General features: G+C 74.1%; 24 protein-coding genes and 1 pseudogene. 17 read left to right on the top strand and 8 right to left on the bottom strand.

All coding sequences use genetic code 11. The features are described from left to right. Nucleotides 1-78: 78 nt before the first annotated feature. On the top strand, nt 79-678 hold the full coding sequence (locus tag ACFY3L_RS25150) for a TetR/AcrR family transcriptional regulator (protein ID WP_389328610.1): 600 nt from the start codon (nt 79-81) through the stop codon (nt 676-678). A gap of 44 nt (nt 679-722) precedes the next feature. Here the strand turns inward: ACFY3L_RS25150 and ACFY3L_RS25155 are convergent, their stop codons facing one another. Then, nucleotides 723-1,949, bottom strand: coding sequence for a glutamate-cysteine ligase family protein (locus tag ACFY3L_RS25155; protein WP_389328613.1), 1,227 nt, complete (start codon nt 1,947-1,949; stop codon nt 723-725). Between the two features lie 110 nt (nt 1,950-2,059). Between ACFY3L_RS25155 and ACFY3L_RS25160 the strand changes: the two genes are divergently transcribed. Beyond that, nucleotides 2,060-2,839: an NAD-dependent deacetylase gene (locus ACFY3L_RS25160; RefSeq protein WP_389328616.1), complete on the top strand. Its 780-nt coding sequence runs from the start codon at nt 2,060-2,062 to the stop codon at nt 2,837-2,839. On the opposite strand, the gene ACFY3L_RS25165 is transcribed toward ACFY3L_RS25160, so the two are convergent. Together ACFY3L_RS25165 and ACFY3L_RS25170 are read right to left on the bottom strand one after the other, a co-directional pair. Continuing rightward, nucleotides 2,820-3,116, bottom strand: a complete 297-nt coding sequence (locus ACFY3L_RS25165) for a hypothetical protein (RefSeq protein ID WP_389328619.1) — start codon at nt 3,114-3,116, stop codon at nt 2,820-2,822. The genes ACFY3L_RS25160 and ACFY3L_RS25165 overlap by 20 nt on opposite strands. A gap of 2 nt (nt 3,117-3,118) precedes the next feature. After that, a complete protein-coding gene (locus ACFY3L_RS25170) occupies nt 3,119-3,781 on the bottom strand; it encodes a DJ-1/PfpI family protein (RefSeq protein ID WP_389328622.1) in 663 nt (220 codons plus the stop codon). Nucleotides 3,782-3,876: 95 nt separating this feature from the next. On the opposite strand from ACFY3L_RS25170, the gene ACFY3L_RS25175 reads away from it, so the two are divergent. The 5 genes and pseudogenes from ACFY3L_RS25175 to ACFY3L_RS25195 all read left to right on the top strand — a co-directional run. Further along, nucleotides 3,877-4,815 (top strand): GlxA family transcriptional regulator, encoded by a 939-nt coding sequence (locus ACFY3L_RS25175; RefSeq protein ID WP_389328625.1) that lies wholly within the window; start codon nt 3,877-3,879, stop codon nt 4,813-4,815. A 59-nt stretch (nt 4,816-4,874) separates the two neighbouring features. Continuing rightward, nucleotides 4,875-5,258: a DUF4247 domain-containing protein gene (locus tag ACFY3L_RS25180; protein ID WP_389328628.1), complete on the top strand. Its 384-nt coding sequence runs from the start codon at nt 4,875-4,877 to the stop codon at nt 5,256-5,258. A 37-nt stretch (nt 5,259-5,295) separates the two neighbouring features. Then, entirely contained in the window at nt 5,296-6,123 is an 828-nt protein-coding gene (locus ACFY3L_RS25185) for a hypothetical protein (RefSeq protein ID WP_389328631.1), read from the top strand. Between the two features lie 99 nt (nt 6,124-6,222). Continuing rightward, entirely contained in the window at nt 6,223-6,729 is a 507-nt protein-coding gene (locus ACFY3L_RS25190; RefSeq protein WP_389328634.1) for a GNAT family N-acetyltransferase, read from the top strand. Next, nucleotides 6,726-6,962: pseudogene (locus tag ACFY3L_RS25195) on the top strand (BTAD domain-containing putative transcriptional regulator); the annotation flags it as partial. The gene ACFY3L_RS25190 and the pseudogene ACFY3L_RS25195, both read left to right, overlap by 4 nt. Nucleotides 6,963-7,003: 41 nt before the next feature. On the opposite strand, the gene ACFY3L_RS25200 reads toward ACFY3L_RS25195, so the two are convergent. Beyond that, a complete protein-coding gene (locus ACFY3L_RS25200; protein ID WP_389328637.1) occupies nt 7,004-7,504 on the bottom strand; it encodes a hypothetical protein in 501 nt (166 codons plus the stop codon). A 99-nt stretch (nt 7,505-7,603) separates the two neighbouring features. Here ACFY3L_RS25200 and ACFY3L_RS25205 point away from each other — a divergent pair, with 99 nt between their 5' ends. From ACFY3L_RS25205 to ACFY3L_RS25220, 4 genes are all read left to right on the top strand, one after another. Further along, nucleotides 7,604-8,263 (top strand): ArsR/SmtB family transcription factor, encoded by a 660-nt coding sequence (locus tag ACFY3L_RS25205; protein WP_389328640.1) that lies wholly within the window; start codon nt 7,604-7,606, stop codon nt 8,261-8,263. 1 nt (nt 8,264) lies between these two features. After that, entirely contained in the window at nt 8,265-9,539 is a 1,275-nt protein-coding gene (locus ACFY3L_RS25210; protein WP_389328643.1) for an MFS transporter, read from the top strand. A 287-nt stretch (nt 9,540-9,826) separates the two neighbouring features. Continuing rightward, nucleotides 9,827-11,005 carry a GNAT family N-acetyltransferase gene (locus ACFY3L_RS25215; RefSeq protein ID WP_389328646.1) on the top strand — a complete coding sequence of 393 codons (1,179 nt, stop codon included), beginning with the start codon at nt 9,827-9,829 and terminating at the stop codon, nt 11,003-11,005. A gap of 133 nt (nt 11,006-11,138) precedes the next feature. Continuing rightward, on the top strand, nt 11,139-11,651 hold the full coding sequence (locus ACFY3L_RS25220; protein ID WP_389328648.1) for a GNAT family N-acetyltransferase: 513 nt from the start codon (nt 11,139-11,141) through the stop codon (nt 11,649-11,651). Between the two features lie 343 nt (nt 11,652-11,994). Here ACFY3L_RS25220 and ACFY3L_RS25225 read toward each other — a convergent pair whose 3' ends face one another. Further along, a complete protein-coding gene (locus ACFY3L_RS25225; RefSeq protein ID WP_389328651.1) occupies nt 11,995-12,624 on the bottom strand; it encodes a DUF998 domain-containing protein in 630 nt (209 codons plus the stop codon). 39 nt (nt 12,625-12,663) lie between these two features. On the opposite strand from ACFY3L_RS25225, the gene ACFY3L_RS25230 reads away from it, so the two are divergent. The 6 genes from ACFY3L_RS25230 to ACFY3L_RS25255 all read left to right on the top strand — a co-directional run bounded on the left by ACFY3L_RS25230 (nt 12,664) and on the right by ACFY3L_RS25255 (nt 16,033). Continuing rightward, the gene (locus ACFY3L_RS25230; protein ID WP_389328654.1) at nt 12,664-12,828 is read left to right on the top strand and encodes a hypothetical protein; all 165 of its coding nucleotides are present in this window, start codon (nt 12,664-12,666) and stop codon (nt 12,826-12,828) included. Then, a complete protein-coding gene (locus tag ACFY3L_RS25235) occupies nt 12,825-13,592 on the top strand; it encodes a hypothetical protein (protein ID WP_389328657.1) in 768 nt (255 codons plus the stop codon). Before ACFY3L_RS25230 ends, ACFY3L_RS25235 begins: the two co-directional genes overlap by 4 nt. Continuing rightward, nucleotides 13,555-13,743: a hypothetical protein gene (locus tag ACFY3L_RS25240; protein WP_389328660.1), complete on the top strand. Its 189-nt coding sequence runs from the start codon at nt 13,555-13,557 to the stop codon at nt 13,741-13,743. Before ACFY3L_RS25235 ends, ACFY3L_RS25240 begins: the two co-directional genes overlap by 38 nt. Before the next feature lie 41 nt (nt 13,744-13,784). Continuing rightward, a complete protein-coding gene (locus tag ACFY3L_RS25245; protein WP_389328663.1) occupies nt 13,785-14,783 on the top strand; it encodes a serine hydrolase domain-containing protein in 999 nt (332 codons plus the stop codon). Between the two features lie 24 nt (nt 14,784-14,807). Then, complete coding sequence (locus ACFY3L_RS25250; protein ID WP_389328666.1) at nt 14,808-15,290, top strand: hypothetical protein; 483 nt, start codon at nt 14,808-14,810, stop codon at nt 15,288-15,290. A 68-nt stretch (nt 15,291-15,358) separates the two neighbouring features. Next, entirely contained in the window at nt 15,359-16,033 is a 675-nt protein-coding gene (locus ACFY3L_RS25255; RefSeq protein ID WP_389328668.1) for a hypothetical protein, read from the top strand. 6 nt (nt 16,034-16,039) lie between these two features. Here the strand turns inward: ACFY3L_RS25255 and ACFY3L_RS25260 are convergent, their stop codons facing one another. The 3 genes from ACFY3L_RS25260 to ACFY3L_RS25270 form a co-directional block, all read right to left on the bottom strand. After that, entirely contained in the window at nt 16,040-17,596 is a 1,557-nt protein-coding gene (locus ACFY3L_RS25260; protein WP_389328671.1) for a TIGR03086 family metal-binding protein, read from the bottom strand. A 33-nt stretch (nt 17,597-17,629) separates the two neighbouring features. Then, nucleotides 17,630-18,100, bottom strand: coding sequence for a uridine kinase (locus ACFY3L_RS25265; RefSeq protein WP_389328674.1), 471 nt, complete (start codon nt 18,098-18,100; stop codon nt 17,630-17,632). Between the two features lie 95 nt (nt 18,101-18,195). Continuing rightward, on the bottom strand, nt 18,196-18,645 hold the full coding sequence (locus tag ACFY3L_RS25270; protein ID WP_389328676.1) for a hypothetical protein: 450 nt from the start codon (nt 18,643-18,645) through the stop codon (nt 18,196-18,198). Nucleotides 18,646-18,762 lie beyond the last annotated feature (117 nt).

Below are 18,762 nucleotides of genomic sequence, written 5' to 3' on the forward strand. Positions count from 1 at the left end.
GTTAGCCGGACCACCCGGTCCGGATGATTCGAGGCTAGACGTAAACGGACCGGTCGGTCAACTTGTACGATGGCCGCCATGACCTCGAGCCGGCCCGTGCGCGCCGATGCCGTGCGCAACCGGGCGTCGCTGCTGGCGGCGGCCGCCGACGAGTTCGCGGCGCGGGGCATGGACGCGTCGGTGGCCGACATCGCCCGGCGCGCCGGCGTCGGCAAGGGCACGGTGTTCCGCCACTTCCCGACGAAGGACGACCTGATCGCCGCGATCGTGCTCGACCGCGTCGACGAGCTGACGGCCGCCGGCGAACGCCTGCTCGACGAGGCCGACCCGGGCCTGGCGCTGCTGGCGTTCATGACCGCCGCCGCGCACCAGCGCCAGCAGCGTGACCTGTCGTTCCTGCACGGCGCCGGCGACGCCGACCCCGCGGTGACCGGCGCCCGCGAGCGGATGTACCGCGTGATCCACGACCTGGTCGACCGGGCCCGGACCGCCGGCGCGCTGCGCCCCGACGTGACCGGCGCCGACGTCATCCTGCTGATGTGCGCCCCGAACTACGTCGCCGGCTACGCGCCGGGCGCCTCGCCGGACCTGTGGCGCCGCTACCTGGGCATCCTGTTCGACGGCCTCCGCCCGCAGGGCGCCCATCCGCTTCCGGAGCCACCACCGACGCTTGCCTGATCCGGTAGACCTGCGCGCGGGTCGCGCAGGGTCTACCGGATGTGTCAGTGCAGGTGGGGCCAGGCCTGGCGGAAGCGGTGCTCAACGGTGCCCGCCACCTCGTCGTGGAGGCCGCCGGGCAGCCCGTCGCGCTCCAGGACGCGCAGCGCCAGGTCCAGGACCGCGGGCGCGGTCCGGGCGATGACGGCGTCGGTCAGGCCGTAGCGGGCCGCCTCGACCCACCGGCCCGCGGCCGGCGCGCACAGGCCGCGGACCGTGTCGATCGTGGCCGGGTCGGCGAGCAGCGCGGCGAGGACCGCGACCGGGGCGAACCAGTCGCCGCCGGGCTGCGTGTCCAGGTACCGGACCTGCAGGTGGCCGCGGGGCCGCACGAGCGGGAAGAGCGTGCCGAGGTGGTAGTCGAGGTCGTCGTAGGTCGGTGGCCCCGGCAGCGCACCGTTGACCCAGTCGGCGAACGTGATCCCCGGCCGCACCGCCCAGCTGCCCATGGGCCGGCGGACGCAGAGCAGCGGGGCCCGCAGCGCATACCGTGCCCAGGCCTGCGCGGGGTCGGCGCCGACGGGCACCGTGCCGGCCCGCCCGGGGTCGATCCCATACCAGGTGCGCATCCGCGTCGACGCCCAGCCGGTGTCCCGGCCGGCGTGCACGGGCGAGTTGGCGAACACGGCGAGCAGCGTCGGGCCGACCTCGTGCACGGCGGCCCACCGGTCGGCGAGGCCGCCGGCGGGACCGGCGGGGAGCTCGGGGCGCAGCCCGGCGGTGGCGCACATCATCGTGCGGCCGTCGCTGCTGCGGCGGGCGAAGGAGGCGGCCATCGCCTCGTGCCGGCGGGAGGAGAGGACCCGCCGGGCGCTGCGATGCGGGTCGATGCCGGCACCGGCGAGCCGCAGGCCGCCACGGCTGACCAGGTCGGCGAGCTGACCGAGCTCCGCGTTGACCGTGGTGTGCAGCCGGGCGAGCGTGCGCTGCGCGCGGGCCACGAGCCGGATCTGCCCACCGGGGGCGAGGTCGAGGCGTCCGCCGTGCCGCAGCGGCAGGTGCGGGCCTTCGGGGTCGATGGCGGGCGGGGCGTGCCCGGCGAGTGCGGTGGCGAGCGCCGCGGTGTCCAGCGGCCTGGCCGGGTGATCGGGGGTGTGGGCGATGTGCTCGATCTCGACACCGACGGGCGCGGGTGGGCCGGTCTTGAAGCAGATCGACGCGATGTACCTCTCAGCGTCGTCGACCCGCCGGATCCCGGCATCCGCATCGATCGGGTGCGGTGCGGTCCTCATACCGACGGATCGTACCGCCGGACCGGCCCCGGAATCACTACCTGCACATCGGGAGCGACGGTGGGTAAGATGTCCCCGGCTCGACGAGCCTCTATGGCAGGATCTCGCGCATGCAGCGAGTCCTGCCGGACGGCGTCGCGGAGCGCATCGCGACCGCCGGCCGGGTCGTCGTGTTCACCGGGGCCGGGATCTCCGCGGAGAGCGGCGTGCCGACCTTCCGCGACGCTCTGACCGGCCTGTGGTCCCGGTTCGACGCCCATGAGCTGGCCACCCCCGAGGCGTTCGAGGCCGACCCCGCGCTCGTCTGGGGCTGGTACGAGTGGCGCCGCGCCGCCGTACGCCGGGCCGAGCCCAACGCCGGGCACGTGGCCGCCGCCGCCCTCCAGGAGCTGGTGCCCGGCACCGTCGTCGTCACGCAGAACGTCGACGACCTGCACGAGCGGGCCGGCTCCAAAGACCCGGTGCACCTGCACGGCAGCCTCTTCGCGCCCCGCTGCGTCGCCGGTCACCCGTTCGACGGGCCGTCCGGCGACGACGACATCACCGACGATCTCGGCCCGGTCCCGCCGCCGCGGTGCACGGCGTGCGGCGCGCTGGTGCGGCCCGGCGTCGTGTGGTTCGGCGAGGCCCTGCCCAGGGCCGCCTTCGCGGCGGCCGTCGAGGCGGCCTCCTCCTGCGACGTGCTGCTGAGCATCGGCACGTCCGGGGTGGTGTACCCGGCGGCCGAGCTGCCTGTGGTCGCCGCCCGCTCCGGCGCCACCGTCATCCAGATCAACCCGGACGGGACGCCGCTGGACGACATCTGCGACGTCAACCTGCGCGGCACCGCCGCCCGGCTGCTGCCCGCCCTGTACGCCGAGGTCGAGGCGGTCATCGACGGCGGCCGGTGACCTTCGAAGCGGGGAGGCGGCCCGCCTTGGCGGTGCCTGACAGGGTGTCGCCGTCGATGGTCACGCCGAAGACCAGGTTGAGCCGCAGGGGCTTGGTGACGGCCTGCTTCCAGGTGAGCCGGTCGCCGTCGAGGGTGACGTCGGTGAGGGGGACCTCCTCGCCCTCGCCGGCGGCGACACCGGTCAGCGTCTCCCCGTCGCGGCGGATCACCGTCGTGGCGTTGATCCTGCCGATGGGCGTGGCGATGGTCAGGTCCCAGGTGCCTTCGGCCGTCACGGTCACCCCACCTCCGAAGGCTGAGGGCCGGCGTCGCGCCAGACGGTGCCGCGCCGTTCGTGGGCGAACAGCTCCTCGACCGCGTGCGCGATCCGCGGGCCGATCTCGCGCTCCAGGAGGTACAGGGCGAGGTCGAGCCCGGAGGTGACGCCGGCGCCGCTGACGAAGTCGCCGTCGTCGACGACCCGCGCGTGGACGGCGTGCACGCCGGTGGCGTCGAGCAGGTCCAGGCCGAGGTGGTGGGTGGTGGCGTGGCGGCCCTCCAGCAGGCCGGCCATGGCGAGCACCAGGGAGCCGCCGCACACCGAGGCGACGGTCACGGCCGGGTCGTCCATCGCCGCCTTGAGCAGCCCCGGCAGGTCGGTGGTCAGGGTGCGGCCCAGCAGGACCGGGATGGAGTCGTCCGACGGCTCCTCCTCGGGGTCGCCGACGCGGCCGGCGGCGCCGGGCACGATGACCAGCCCCGGGCGCGAGGGGTCGAGGGCCGCGGTCGCCCGCAGCGCCAGGCCGCCGGTGCCGCTCGCCACCTCCCTGGGGCCTTCGGCGGAGACGAGCGCCACGGTCAGGGCCCCGCCGGCGGCGACGCCGCCCGCGTGCAGCACCTCGTACGGTGCGATGACGTCCAACGGGTCGAAGCCGTCGAACAGGACTATCTGCGCATGCATGCGACTCACGCTAGGGACCTGGTGGCGGCCGCCCCAGTGGCATTCGTGACCACTTCCGACGGGATTTCGCCAACCCGTGCGGTACGGTGCCGGGCATGCACACCGTCGCCGTGCTCGCCTTCGACGGGGTGATCCCGTTCGACCTGGCCACCCCGATCGAGGTGTTCACCCGCACGTGCCTGCCGGGCGGCGCCCCCGGCTACGAGGTCCGGGTCTGTGCCGAGCGCCCGCAGGTCAACGCGGGGGCGTTCACCATGACCGCGCCGTGGGGCCTCGACACCCTGCGCGAGGCGCACACGGTCATCGTGCCCGGCACCGCCGACCCGGTCGCCGCGCTGACGCCACCGGTGCGTGCCGCCTTGCGTACCGCCGCGGCGAACGGCACCCGGATCGCCTCGATCTGCGCGGGCAGCTTCGTGCTCGCCGCCGCCGGCCTGCTCGACGGCCTGCGGGCCACCACGCACTGGATCGCCGCCGACAGCCTCGCGGCCGCGCACCCGTCGGTGGACGTCGACCCCGGCGTGCTGTACGTCGACAATGGACAGATCCTCACCTCCGCGGGCGCGGCGGCGGGCCTGGACCTGTGCCTGCACCTGATCCGCCGCGACTACGGCTCCGCGGTCGCCGCGAACGCCGCGCGGCTGTCGGTGGTGCCGCTCGAACGCGAGGGCGGCCAGGCGCAGTTCATCGCCCACGACCATCCGCCGACCCCACAGGGCGCCGAGCTCGAGCCGCTCCTCACCTGGCTGCAGCAGCACCTGCGGCGCGACCTGACCCTCGCCGACATCGCCGCGCAGGCCGGGATGAGCACCCGCACCCTGATCCGCCGCTTCCGCGACCAGACCGGCCTGACCCCGCTGCAGTGGCTGCACCGCGCCCGCGTCCGCCAGGCCCAGCACCTCCTGGAGACCACCCGCCACTCCGTCGAGCGCATCGGCGCCGAGGTCGGCTTCGGCTCGCCGACCGCGTTCCGTGAGCGCTTCAAACGCACCACCGGCGTCAGCCCGCAGACCTACCGGCACTCGTTCAGCTGACCCGCCCCTCCCCCACCGCGGTGCGGGCCGGCGAGCGCGGCGCGGCTACCTTGATGGCGATGAGACATTGGCGTCGATGGAGTTGGGTCGTGGTGGCGGTGCTGCTCGCGGCGGGGTTCGCCGTGGGCGGCAGGGCCGTGTCCGCGGGGGACGGCTCCCCGCGCGGGTACATCGCGCGGCATTACACCCCGGCGCCCGGCGCCGAGCCCGGCCCCCGGGCGGTCGCGTACGTGACGCGGCTGGCGCCCAGCACGGTCACCTCGGACCTGACCGGGGCGTGGCGCCCGGCGGCCCGGCACGTGGACCCGACCGGCGTCTACCTGCGCTACTCCGCCGACCTGGTCGTCATCCGGCCCGACGCCGGCGGCGGCGCCCTCATCGTCGTCGAGGCCACGTCGACGGCGTACCCGCGGTATCAGGCCCAGCTGGACGGCGCATGGTGACCCGCGCCGCCGCCGTCGTCGCTCTGGGTGGGGCGGGATGAGCCGCTTCAGCGCCGCCGCGCGCAACGCGGGTGTCGTCGTCGCCGTGTTCGCGGCCGGGCTCGTGCCGTGTCTCGGCGCGGTGATCGGGCTGGGGCAGGGGCTGCGGTGGGTGTCGGAGACGCTCCGGCAACCGCCGGGCCCGCCGATCGCGGCGCCGGACCCCGGCACGCTGCCACGCGCCGTGGATGAGCTCGACCGGGCGGCATCCGCCCGAGGCCTCTGCTTCGGCTGGCTCCTCACCGAGGTCGTGCACGTCGGCGCCGGCACCCGGACCCGCGACGTGAGCACCGGATCGAACGCGGGGGTGGGCGTGCGGGTGACGGACGACGCCCAGCATTGCCCTCGCTGGATTGAGCTGCGGGTCACGATGACGTACCGCGGCCGGGGCGGCATCCACCCGCAGGTCACGGTCGCCACGGGCGGCGTCGGCGGCCCGCTGCCCGCCGCGGCCCAGCTCGCCCGGCTCGGCTTCGACGGCGACGCCTTCAAGCGGCGTCCCGCGGCGACGACGGTGGCCGCGGCCGTCGCGCTCCCCCTCGCGGTGGCCGAGGTCCGGGGTGAGGCCGCGCTGCCGGCGGGCACGGCGACCGGCCCGCCGGCCTCGCTGCCCGAGGTCGACGGTGACTTCCGGCGGGACCGGGGCGCGGCACTGACCGTCGCGGGCCTGCTCCTGCTCGCCGGCGGGGCGGGCGCCGGGCTGCTGGTCCACGCCCGCCGCCGCGCCGCCGCGCGCTCAAGACCTGCCCCCGCCCGCCGCGTCCCTCAAGACCGGCGCCCGCCCGCCGCGCCCCTGAAGAGCAGCGCCCGCCCGCCACGTCCCTGAAACCCGGCCGGACCCCGGCCGGACCCAGACCGGACCCCGGCCTCGGGTTTCACGGCGAATGCGGCGACACCCGGGGCGCGGGTCGATGACGATGGTCGGATGGTGATGGTGGTACGGCGGGTACGGGCGGGTGACGGCCCCGGGCGGGCGCGGCTGTGGCAGGAGAGCGGCGCGTTCTTCGCCGGCCTGGACCCGGCCACCGCGCAGGAGCCGCAGGCCGGCGGTCTCGTGGAGTGGCACGAGGAGCTGCACGCGCGGTACGCGGACGACCCGACGGTGCTGATGCTCGTCGCCGACCTGGACGGGGACATCGTGGGGGCGGCGGTGGCGCGGGTCGAGGAGCCGCTGCCGACCGCGCACTGGCAGCTGCAGCGCGACCTCGCCCACCGCCGGGTCCACGTGGACGCGCTCACGGTGGCCGGCAGGGCCCGCCGCGGCGGGGTCGGGTCCGCCCTGATGGCCGAGGTCGAGCGGTGGGCCGTCGAGTGCGGCGCGGCGGTGATCGCGCTGGAGACCGGCGTCGACAACCCGACGTCGATGCCGTTCTACGAGCGGCGCATGGGCTACACCCGGCACGAGGTCGTGTTCCGCAAGGACCTGCGCTGAGCGGCGGTCACCCGCGTGCCGCCGGGCCCGCGCTCACCGAGTTTGTCGAGCAGCACCCGCTGCGGGAGCGCGCGTGGGCGGTGCTGATGACGACGCTGAACCGGGCGGGGCGGCAGGCGGACGCGCTCGCCGCGTACCGGCGCGCCCGCCATCACCTCATCACCGAGCTCGGCGTCGAGCCCGGCCCGGAGCTGCGCGCCGCCGAGACGCAGGTCCTCGCGCACGACGATCGAGCCGTCCGACACCCTCCTGCGGTCGTGGTTCCGGCTCGGCCTCAGTCGCTGACCCCGAGGTGCAGCAGCCAGACCCGGCCGTCCGCGAGGACGACCAGGTCGACGTAGGCCGCCTCGTACCAGCCGCGGCACTCGACCGTGAGCTCCCATGCCTCGGCGGTGCCCGGCCACAGCCGTGCCAGCAGCGCCGTCACCCAGGCGGCGAGCCCGTCGGCGACCGTCCGTGGCGCCGCCGGCCCGGCCCAGGCGTCCGGCTGCCGCGCCGGCACGAAGAAGCCCGGCAGCGCCGCACCGACCACTGTGGACCAGTCGTCGACCGGGGCCAGCGCGGCGACCGTGCAGTCCTGTGGCAGCAGCGTCTGCACGCTCGCCTGGACGCCGCCGGGCACCAGCGGCGCGTCGTCGAGCGTGAACGTGCACGCGTGGTCCGACTCCTCCAGGAGGTCTTCGAGGACCTTCAACGCGTGGCGGACCATGCCGGGCACCGCGTCGATCCGCGCGTTGCGGGCCGCCGACAGCGCCGGCCAGTCAAATCCCGTCACGCGGGCCACAGTAACGGCATCCGGTGCTCCAGCCGGCGTCGTCTCCGCCAGGTGCTGCCGACCCTGGCGAGTCCTCCAGTACAGGAGCGATGAACGCCGTTGCGTGAGCCGATTCCAAGCATCTGCTTGACATTGCCAGGAGGGTGGCAGCACACTCCAAGCATGTCTTTGGAATCGCGCCACACCCAGCGAATCCTCGACGATCCGGTGACCATCCGAGCGCTGGCCCACCCACTTCGGATCAAGCTGCACGAGCTGGTCGGCCGGCAAGGCCCGACAACCGCGGCGCAGGCGGCCCGGCAGCTGGGCGTCAGTCAGGCGCTGGCCTCCCACCACCTGCGTCAGCTCGCCAAGTACGGCTTCGTCGAACCGGCCGACACCACCAACAACCGGGACCATCCATGGCAGGTCACCACCACGTCATACTCGGCGGCACGGACCGGACAGGACGAAGCCAGTGCCGCGGTCGACGTTCTGGACCAGATGGTGGCCGAACGCGGCGTCGAACACCTCGCCGCATGGCACCGCCGTCGCGACCAGTACGACCCCCGATGGCAGCGCAACGCCGGCGTCGCCCAGAGCCTGGTCTACCTGACGGTCGAAGAGTTCACCGAGCTACATGAGGCGCTGGACGCCCTGATCACCCCACTCGTCGAACGGCGCCGCCTCGGCGAAGACGCCGCCCGACCCGCCGACGCCCAACCGGTGAACCTGACCTTCATCAGCGTCCCGGTCGAACCGACCGCCACCGGCGGCTGAGATGCGCACGCTGTGGCGGGTACTGACCCGCTACCGCGACCTGCGGCTGCTGCTGTCGGCAGGGCTCCTCTCGCTGACCGGTGACTGGATCCTGCGCACCGGCCTGGCCTACCACGTCTACACACTGACCGGCTCCACCCTCGCTTCGGCCACCACTCTGCTGGCCGCCCTGCTCCCGCAGATAGCGCTCGGCTCGCTCGCCGGGGTCTACGCCGATCGGTGGGACCGCCGCCGCACCATGGTCGTCACCAACGTGCTCCTGGCCACCGGGTTGCTGCCCCTCCTCGCTGTCCACAGCAGAGACCAGGTCTGGATCATCTACTTGGTCACCGTCGCGCAGAGCAGCCTCGCTCAGTTCTTCATCACCGCCGAGGCGGCCATGGTGCCCCACACGGTGCCGTCGTGGGACCTCGTGACCGCCAACGCGCTCAACGGACAGAACCGCGACATCGCCCGGCTGGCCGGCGCTGCGCTCGGCGGTCTCGCCGCCGGGCTGGGCGGCATCACCGCACTGACCCTCATCGACATGGCCAGCTTTGCCGTCGCCGCGGCGATCCTCGCCCGGATCCGACTCCCGGCCGGTCCCGCGTCTCGACCGGCGCCAGCACACCATGCGATCCGCGAGCTCACCCATGGTGCACGAATCGCCACACACCACCCAGCATTGCGCCTCCTCCTCACTTTCGTGCTGATCATCGGATCGGGCGAGGCGATCATGGGCACGCTCATGGCCCCGTTCGTCCGCGACATCCTGCACGGCGATGCCGAAGCCTACGGTCTGATCCTGTCCAGCCAGGCCGTCGGCGGCATCATCGGCGGCTTCACCGTCGCCGCCGCTGGAAACCGCTTCCCGCCGCGCCACCTTCTCGGCTACGGCGCCCTCGCCTTCGGCGGGCTGGACCTGGCGCTGTTCCTCTACCCGCTCCACACCCAGGCGCTCTGGCCGGCGTTCGTCCTCATGATCGCCATCGGACTGCCCGGTGCTCTCACCATCACCGGCCTGTTCACCCTGCTCCAGACCACCACCAACGACGCCCACCGCGGGCGGATCTTCGGCCTCGTCAATGCGATCCAAGGCGCCGCGATGCTCGCCGGGACACTCGCCGCCGGTGTCCTCGCCAGCCAGCTCGGCATCATCCCTGTCATCGCCTTCCAAGGCGTCGGCTACTGCGCCGCCGGCGCACTCATGCTGCTGTTTCTGACCCGAGCAACCAATCCGATCCCCCAACCATCAACCACGCCAGCAACATCACTCGATCAACCAACGCCCGGATGACGCGACGACAGACTGGTCCTGCAAGGAAAACTCCCGAGGCGTGACCTTCCTGCGCAATGCAGATGATCCACCAGGTGCTCGGATCGGCCCTCTTCTCGACCCCTTGGCCGTTCCGGTAACCGGCGCAGACCCCGCCCGGAGGCGGGAGTTGCTGGACGAAGTCAGGTCGCGGCGTTCCTGGCTTACCTCCGCGGACTCGTCACATAGATCGCGACATGTCACTGCTGTACGAAACCCCGATTGTGGGTGTCCGATACCCGTACCACGGGCGCGGTACGGTGGGCGGCGTGGAGCTGGCCGGTGGACTGGTGGTGCGGGCGGCACGGCCCGCGGATCTCGAACAGATCGGGGCGCTGCTCGCCGACCGCGGCGAGGCCGCCGACCGGCAGGACCACCAGCTGGTGGTGCAGGACGCCGACAGCGGGTTCGACGCGTGCGCGGTGGTCGTCGACGGCGACCGGGTCGTGTCGACGGCGACGCTGCTGGACGAGACCGTCGTCCTCGGTGGGGTGGCGATCCCGGCGGGGCAGGTGGAGCTGGTCGCGACCGACCGCGCGTACGAGGGGCGCGGGCTGGTCCGGGCGCTGATGGGCTGGGCGCACGAGCGGTCCGCCGCCCGCGGCCACCTGCTGCAGGTGATGATCGGGATCCCGTACTTCTACCGGCAGTTCGGCTATCAGTACAGCATCCCGATCCCGCGCAGCAGAGCGGTCCACACCGTGCCGGAGATGCCCGCGGGGTGCACGGTGCGGGTCGCGGGGCCGGGCGACATCGTGGCGATGGCCCGGCTGCAGGACGCCGTCCAGCGCGGGCACGACGTGAGCATGCCGCACTCGCCGCTGTGCTGGCGGGCGCTCGTCGCACGGGCGGGCAGCAGCCAGGTCGTGGTGGTGCGGGACGAGCGGATGATCGGCACGGCCCGGCTCACGCCACCGGACGAAGGCGTGGTGCTGGGCGAGGTCGCCGCCGCCGAACCGGATGCGGTCGCCGCGCTGCTCGCCCACGCCGCCACGCTCGCGGGCGGCGGGTCGTTCGAGGCGAAGGACCGCGCCGGCGTCCTCGCCCCGTACCTCGCACCGCCCCCACCCGAGGCGAACGACTACTACCTGCGGATCCCCGACGTCGTGGCACTGCTCGACCATCTCAGACCCGTGCTGTCGGCGCGCCTGCGGCACCACGACGGCGAGGACGACGTCGTCGTGTCGTTCTTCCGCCGGCACGTACGGCTGCGGCGCGCCGGCGGCGCGGTGACCGAGGTCGTCGCGGGCGGCCCGATGCAGAGCCCCGCGTCGCACGGCGGTGCGGGCGTGGCACCGGACCTGGTCGCCCCGCTGCTCTTCGGCCCGCACGGCATCGCGGGCCTCGCCGCCCGGCACGCCGACGTCTACCCCGGCCCGAACGCCGACCTGATGCGGGCGCTGTTCCCACCGGTGCTAGCCGACCTGCTCACCTTCTACCTGCCATGACGAGATCCCGGCGATTCAGGCCGGGAACCGTTCAGGTGCAGGGCCCTCGCGGTGCGCCAAACGCACCGCCGTGCCGTCGGCGTCGACCCGATCGCGCTCCCGGTGCGGCGCCGTGGCGGGTACGGTCGGCGACGTGCCCGAACTGATCGTGCCCGATGCCCGCCTGCACAGCGCCTGGCTCGAGGCGCATGCCGAGTGGGGCCCCGGCACCCACGAGGACGGGTTCGGCCTCGCGCCCACCGACGACGTGCAGTCTCCCGCCGGTTTCGCCGCATGGGTGGCCCGCCTCGCCGCCCGTTCGGTGCCGGACGGATCGCCCCGCCACCGCTGCCGGCACCGGTGGATCGTCGAGGACGGCCGCGTGCTCGGCGCGATCGCGCTGCGCCACGGCGACGACGACTACGTGCGCTGGGCCGGCCACATCGGCTACGGCATCCGCCCCACCGCCCGCCGGCGCGGCCTGGCGACGTGGGCGCTCACCCGCACGCTCGACGACGCCCGCGCCCTCGGCCTGACCGGCCTGTTCACCGTCTGCGCCGTCGACAACGAGGCCTCGGCGAGGACCCTCGAACGGGCCGGCGGCGTCTTCGAAGGCATCCGTGACACCCCGTTCGGCCCGGTCCGCCGGTACGGTTTCCCGGCATGACCGCGCACCGCATCAGCCACCCGGTCTTCGGCACGGTCGAGTTCGACCCGGCCGACCCGGAGTGCTCGTGGGAGACGACGGCCGGCAGCGTTCGGGTCGACCTGACGTTCGCCGGCGCCGTGGTGTCCCCGGACGCCCTGGATGAGGTCGCCCCGTTCGTCGCGGAGCTCGCCAGGTTCGACGCCAGCGCCCGGGCCGCCATCACGGACGGCACCGCCACCCTCCTCGGCGTGCCGGTCATCCGCCTCGACGACTGCCACCACACCGATCCCGCTCCGGCGCCGGCGCTTCCCCGGTACGACGGACCGGGGCGTGTCGTCGACTACAGCGGCTGCCTCGGAATTCAGTCCCGGTGGCGGGTGGCGCGGGCCGCCCACCAGGCCAGCAGCAGCACGGTCGTCACCTCGGCGAGGCCGAGCGCGCGCTCCACGCCGCCCAGGGGGATCGCCCGCCACCAGCGCACGCCCGTCCACGGCTCGGACACCAGCGCCCACAAGATGGGCGAGAAGCACAGCAGTGACACCACCCCGCCGACCGCGACGAGGCGCGCCGCGGCGTCGCGGATCCGGGGCGCCGCGGCGAGGAGCGCGCCGGCCGGCAGGCTGAGGAACGCGACCAGGCTCGCCGCGCGGTGCACGTCCCCGCTCAGCGACGGCCCCGACGCCCAGTTGTGCTTCTCGAACCACACGACGCCGACGAGCCCCACCACCCACAGCAGCAGCGCCACCGTGGCACCCCGGCGCACCAGCCCGGCCCGCCGCAGCGCCACCACGACCGCGACCGACCCGGCCGCCAGCAGCAGCGTCGCCACATCGAACACCCAGCCGTTGGACAGCAGCGCGTACTGACTGATCGTGCGAGTCGTCCAGTCCAGCCCCGCCGACGGCGGCAGCACGTGCAGCAGCCCGTACAACACGACCGACGCCGCGACGCACAGCACACCCAGCCCGGAGGACGCCCCGACAGTCTTCATCCCGTCCAGCCTGCCACGCCGTGCGCTACGGTTCGCCCCGTGTACGTGGTCGCGGAGCATACGGTCCTGGCAGCGGCGGGCGACGACCCGCGGATCTACCGCCTGCCGCTGGTGACATACGTGCTCGGCCGCGACCGTCTTGTGCTGCTGCTGGAGCCGGGAGACCACCCGACGGCACCGGTGTCCAGGACGCCGCGCACGTGACGGTGACCGCCCCCTTCCCCGACGAGCTGCACCAGCTGCTGCTGACGGACGGCTTCCCGCGTGGCGACCAGCGGTCGGCGATGCCCGTCGCGGCCTACGTCCGGATGCCGGGCGGTTGCGTCCGGCTCGGGGCACTGGAGCTGAGCGGCGGATCGTACGACGTTGCCGCGCTCCGGGTCCTGACCCAGCGGTTCGCGCTCACCACCCCGCTACCGGTCGCGGTCCTGGACCGGATCCGGTCGGCGGTTCCATCACCTCCGGGTCCGGCGGCGCCGGACGTGCGATGGCTGCGCCTGCTGCCGCACGATCCGGTCGGGGCGCTGCAGGAGTTCGTCACGAGCTGGTACGCCGACGTGGCGCCGGCGACGGGGCCGAGACCGGAGCCGGCCGTACCGACGCCGCCACCACTGACTGCGTTGCACGCCGCCGTCGCGGGCCGGTCGCAGCTGCTCGGCGGCCGTGACTTCCTGTTCGAGCCGCACGAGCTGCGACTGGGCGACGACGGCAGGCTGCTGTTCGGCACCGAGAACCAGGGCGTCTTCACCATGGCTACCGAGCCCGGGGGCGACGACCCGCCGGTGTGGTTCCTGCGCCGAGGGGTTGGTGTCGAGCGCAACCCGCTGTCGTTGAGCTGGTTCCTGCTCGCGACGGCGCTCTTCGAGGCGACGGTCATCGGGCGGTACACGATGTACGGCAAAAATCTCGCGGGAGGACAAGGACCGGTTGGTGGCGGGGCTCCAGCGGGTGCCGGTGCCGAACCGTGACTGGCTCGACTGGGGCGCCGAAACCTACGCCGGGCGGGGGCTGGTCGTCCAGGTGACCCAACCGGGCGGCACGTTCCAGCCGTGGATGCTGACCGCCGGGGCGCGGCGGCGGGAGCATTTCGGGGTGGTGGAGCGGTTCGCCGGTCGCTGAGGTGCCCCCACGGAATCGCGCGGGCGTGCTACTCCAGAACGATGACGACGCGGTTGCGGGAGCGGCTGGACGAGGCGCTGGAGGCCGGGCAGCTCGACGGGCTGCACGGGGTGGTGGCGGTGCGGGGTGGGGAGACCGTGCTGGAGTACTACGGGCGCGGTGCGGACCTGAGCTGGAACCGGTCGCTCGGGGTGGTGGAGTTCGGGCCGGAGACGCTGCACGACCTGCGGTCGGTGACGAAGAGTGTGACGGCGCTGCTGTACGGGATCGCGCTCGGTGAGGGGCGGGTGCCCGAGCCTGACGCGCCACTGCTGCGGCAGTTCCCGGAGCACGGGGATCTCGGCGCCGATCCGGCGCGGGCGCGGCTCACGGTCGGGCACGCGCTGACGATGACGCTCGGGCTCGAGTGGCGGGAGGACATTCCGTACGACAGCCCGGCCAACGCCGAGATCGCGATGGAGCTGGCGCCGGACCGGTACCGGTACGTGCTGGAGCGGCCGGTCCAGGAGCCGCCCGGCACCAGGTGGGCGTACTGCGGCGGCGCTACCGCGCTGCTCGGCCGGCTGATCGCCGACGGGACCGGCCGGTCGCTGCCGGAGTTCGCGCGCGCCAGGCTGTTCGAGCCGCTGGGCATCGAGCGGTTCGAGTGGCTTGAAGGCGCGGACGGGGTCGCGTCGGCGGCGTCGGGGCTGCGGCTCGCGCCACGCGACCTGGCCCGGATCGGCGAGGTCGTGCTGCGCGAGGGGCGGCAGGTCGTGCTGCGCGAGGAGCGGCAGCTCGTGCCCGCGGCGTGGATCCGCGCGATGCTGGAGCCGCGGTTCACGACCGACTGGGGCGCCGGGTACGGGTACCAGTGGTACCTCGAGTCCGTCGCCGGCCGCACGGTGGCACAGGCCGCGGGCAACGGCGGACAGCGCCTCGCGGTGGTGCCGGAGCTGGACCTCGTCGTGGCGGTCACCGCCGGCAACTACGACCACCCCGAGCAGTGGCGGACCCCGTTCAACCTGCTGGACCAGGTGATCCTGCCCGCGCTCGCGTGACGACCGGGCGCTATCGTCCGGGTCGTGTCGGAGCGTGAAGTGCGTGGGTTCGCCGTCGCCATGGACCGGCTGGCGGCCGAGCGGGACGCGGGCATCCCGCTCGCGGAGGTCGTCGTCGCCGTCGGGGTTCCGGTGTACGAGCAGCGCACCATCTGGCTGCAGGAGACCATGTTCCTCGACTGGCGGCCGGTCCTCGACGCGCTGGGCCTGCCGACCCTCGCGCGGCTCTGGGAGACGTCCAACCTCGGCGGGCCGGCCTGGCCGGTCGTGACGGCGCTGCCGCCGGCGGTGCTCACCGCCGAGTTCGAGACCAGTGGCTGGCAGGAGCGGCTGGAGGAGCTGCCCGACGACGCGTTCGCCGACCTCGACGGCGAGCCGGTCGAGGATGCCGACGAGGTCCGCGAAGAGCTCACCGACTCCCTGGACCTGCTCGCCGCCTGGTGCCTGCGGACGACCGGGACCGCGCCGGGGGTTTCGCTCGTACTGGTGATGCGCGGCGACCAATAGCGTCGATGCAACCATCGGCGGCGGTCACCTCGTCATTGGATGCACGGGGCACGGCCGAGGAGGTTCGCATGCGCAAGGTGGTCATCGGTGTGAGCGGCGTGGTCGCGACCTGCCTGATGGTCGTTGGGGCGGCCGCCTGCGCGGCCAGGAGCGGTGGCGAGCAGGCCGGCGGGCCCGTGACGCCGTCGCCGGTGCCGGTCACCGTCAATCCCAGCGCGCTGCCGGTCGGCGACACCGTGCCGACCGGGGTCGTGATCAAGGGCAAGGAGATGGTGCTGTACTTCTGGGGCACGGCCGAGCAGCCGTACCTGGACCAGGCGTGGCGTGACACCGGCACGGGCGAGGTCCGCCTCGACACCGGCTGCGCCGGCGGCGTCGCCTGGTTCGCGAACCCCGGACCGGTCGAGCCGGGGCGGGTGTTCGGGCTCAGGCAGTGCGTCACGCCGGACGGCACGCTGATCGAGTTCGGCGCCGTGTGGGCCGAGGCGACCCGCATCACCAGCCAGGCCGAGGGCAAGACGGTCGAGGCGAAGTACGCGAAGTGGAGCAAAAACCCGGCCGTCACCATCTTCTGGGTGCAGCGGCGCGGCAAGCCGATCCCGTCGAACGTCCCGAATGGCGAGGGGCGTACCACGCCGTTGCCGGAGGACCGGTATCCGCTCATCACCGCGTACGACGGCAAGGGCGCCAAGATTGTCGCCGTGCGGCTGCGCCCGCCGGCCACGGAGCAGAAGGGCGGCTGACCCGCGTCACCGGCGGCGCCCGAGGTAGGCGGCGAGCCGGTCCGCCGCGGTCGCGTCCGCGGGCGGGGACTGTTCCGGGCCGAACGACCCGCCGGGGGTGCGGGGCAGGTCGCCGTACATCGCCCGTACCGCGGGCAGCACCGCCTCGGCGATGTCCGGCACGAGGTCCGTCGGCCGGCCGAGCGCGCTCGCCAGGTCCCAGCCGTGCACGAGCATCTCGATGACGACCTGCTCGACCAGCCGCCAGCCGGGCGCCGGCCCGAACCGCTCCCGCAGCATCCCCGGCCGCCGGAACGCGGCGAGGGTCCCCGCGGCGGCGGACCGGAACGCCGTGACGTGGTCGCCGCCGAGATGGTCGGCGTCGAAGTCCCCGCGCGGCGCGCCCGTGGCGAGCCCCGTCCACAGCAGGTTCTCGTAGACGAGATGGTTCAGCAGCGTCCGTACGTCCCAGCCGGCGCAGGGCGTACCGTCGCCGAAACGGTCGGCGGGCACCTCGGCGACGAGCTCCTCCACCGCCGCCATGACCCGCTCGCAGGCGGCGAGCATCGCCTCCGGGTCGCTCTCCTCCTCCAGGACCGCGGCGATGGCGGCGGCGCGGGCGCCGGATGCCGGGTTCGCCCGCAGCGCGGTCGTCAGCCACCGGCCGGGCTCGGCGATGCTGGGCCGGACCGGCCAGCCGTTGATGACGCAGAGCAGCTGCCAGTACCGCTCGACGCCGGCGTCCGCGGCGACCTCCAGCTGCTCCAGCAGCCTCGCCCGCGCCGCCTCGCCGTCGCCGCCGGCGGGCACGCCGGTGCGCGCCTGCGTCGGGATCCACGCCTCGACGATGCCGGCGACGACCGGGTCCGCCGCGGGCGAGTCGGGCATGATGCCGGCGTCCATCGCCGCCGTGACCCGCTCCACCCACAGGTCCGTGAGCCGCTCGACCGCCGCCAGGTCCTCCTTGTCGTGCTCGCCGGGCGCGTGCTCGGCGGCGTACGCGGCCATCCGCGCGAGCGCCGCCCGTAGCGCGGGCGCCCGCACCAGCGCGGCGAGCTCGATCCACGCGTCGAGCTGCTCGTCGGTCGGCTGCTCGGGCAGGTCGGGCGCCGCCGCGAGCAGCCCGTCCCGGAACGTGGGCACGTCCAGCCCGCCGACGGCCTCCGCCACGAACCCGTGCACGATCGCGGTGCGCTCCTCGGCGGACAGGCGCGCCAGCCGGGTCAGCTCGGCGAGCTCCTCGGCGGTCGCCGCCCGCCGCGCGACCGACCGAAGCACCGCCTGCTGCAGCCGCAGCGCCCGCACCTGCGCCTCGATGGCGTCGGCGTGCACGGCGGCCGCCTCCGCGATGCTGCGCTCCCGGTCGACGACCTCCCGGATCGCCGCCATCCCGAGCCCGAGCTCCCGCAGCGTCCGCGCCAGCTCCAGCCGGGCCAGGGCCTGCGCGTCGAACCGCCGGTACCCACCCGCGCTCCGCCCGGTCGCCGGCACCACCCCGATGTCCGACCAGTGCCGGACGACCTTCACCGGCAGCCCGGTCCGTCTCGCCAGCTCCCCGATGCTCCACAGCGCGTCGTCATCCACCACCACACCCTCGACTCTCCCACCGTGGGAGAGTCAACCGCCCGCCGCCGCCCGAACATGCCGGACGACCACGGAGGCGGCCTCGGCAACGGCGGCGGTGCCGTCGACGACGAGGTCCGCGATGTGCGTGCCCGGTGCGATGTGGGTGATGTACGCGGCGCGCCCGTGCTCCAGGTAGCCGCGGAGCACGAGCGCGGGGTCGCGGCCTTCGGCCAACTTCCGGAGCGTCTTGCGGGCGATGCTGATGTCCGGCGGTGTGTCGACGTACACCTTCCAGCGGGCGGCGGCGCGCAGCGGCGGCAAGGTGAGCGCGAAGATGCCCTCCACGATGACGGTCGCCGCGCCCGCATCCGTGTGCCCGGCGAGGTGATGCCGCAGCCGGGCGAGGTCGATGGCGGCAGGGTCGCTGAAGTTGACGACGCGACCCGGACCCTCGTACCGGGGCAGTGACGGCGCCAGGGCGGGATCGGTGTGGTAGCAGTCGTCGAGGCGGATGACCGGCACGCCGAGGAGGGCGGCGGTGGCGTCGGCGATGGTGGACTTGCCCGCGCCCGCCGGCCCGGCGATGGCCAGGATCCGGGCGCCGTCCCCGTGGCCGGTCAGCTCTCCACCGCCACGGCGCCGACCGTACGACCTGCCCCGAACCGCACGGCGACGAGATGGTCGGTGAGGTCGCGGCCGAGGGTGTAGTCGAAGACCGCGCGGGTCTCGGGGTCGCCGGGGTACAGTCCGACGCGGACCAGGCGCAGCGCCGCCGGGAAGGTGTCCGGGGTGGTGTGCGGCAGGGCTTCGGCACCGTCGAAGTCGAGGTAGTCGCCGAGGACCGCGTCGACGTCGTCCTCGATGGCGGCGCGGGCGCGGGCGTCGAACCTGGCGAGCTCCGCGACGAACGGGGCGACCTCGTCCAGGGCGTCCGGGGACACCACGGCGCCGGCGAACGTCAGGTCCACACGAACGCTGCCGGCCGTCGTCTCCCACGAGCACTCCGGGTCGGCCGGGTCGAACTCGACCGTGCCGAAGACCGGGTGGCTGATGCGATGCGCGGTCATGCCGCGAAACCGTACCGGCGGACCGGGCCGAACGGGGTGTCACGGATGCCTTCGAAGACGCCGCCGGCCCGTTCGAGGGTCCTCGTGGGTGCCGGGGCCCCACTCGGCGTGCGCCTC

This window comes from Dactylosporangium sp. NPDC000521, from assembly GCF_042898305.1.
Lineage (GTDB): Bacteria > Actinomycetota > Actinomycetes > Mycobacteriales > Micromonosporaceae > Dactylosporangium.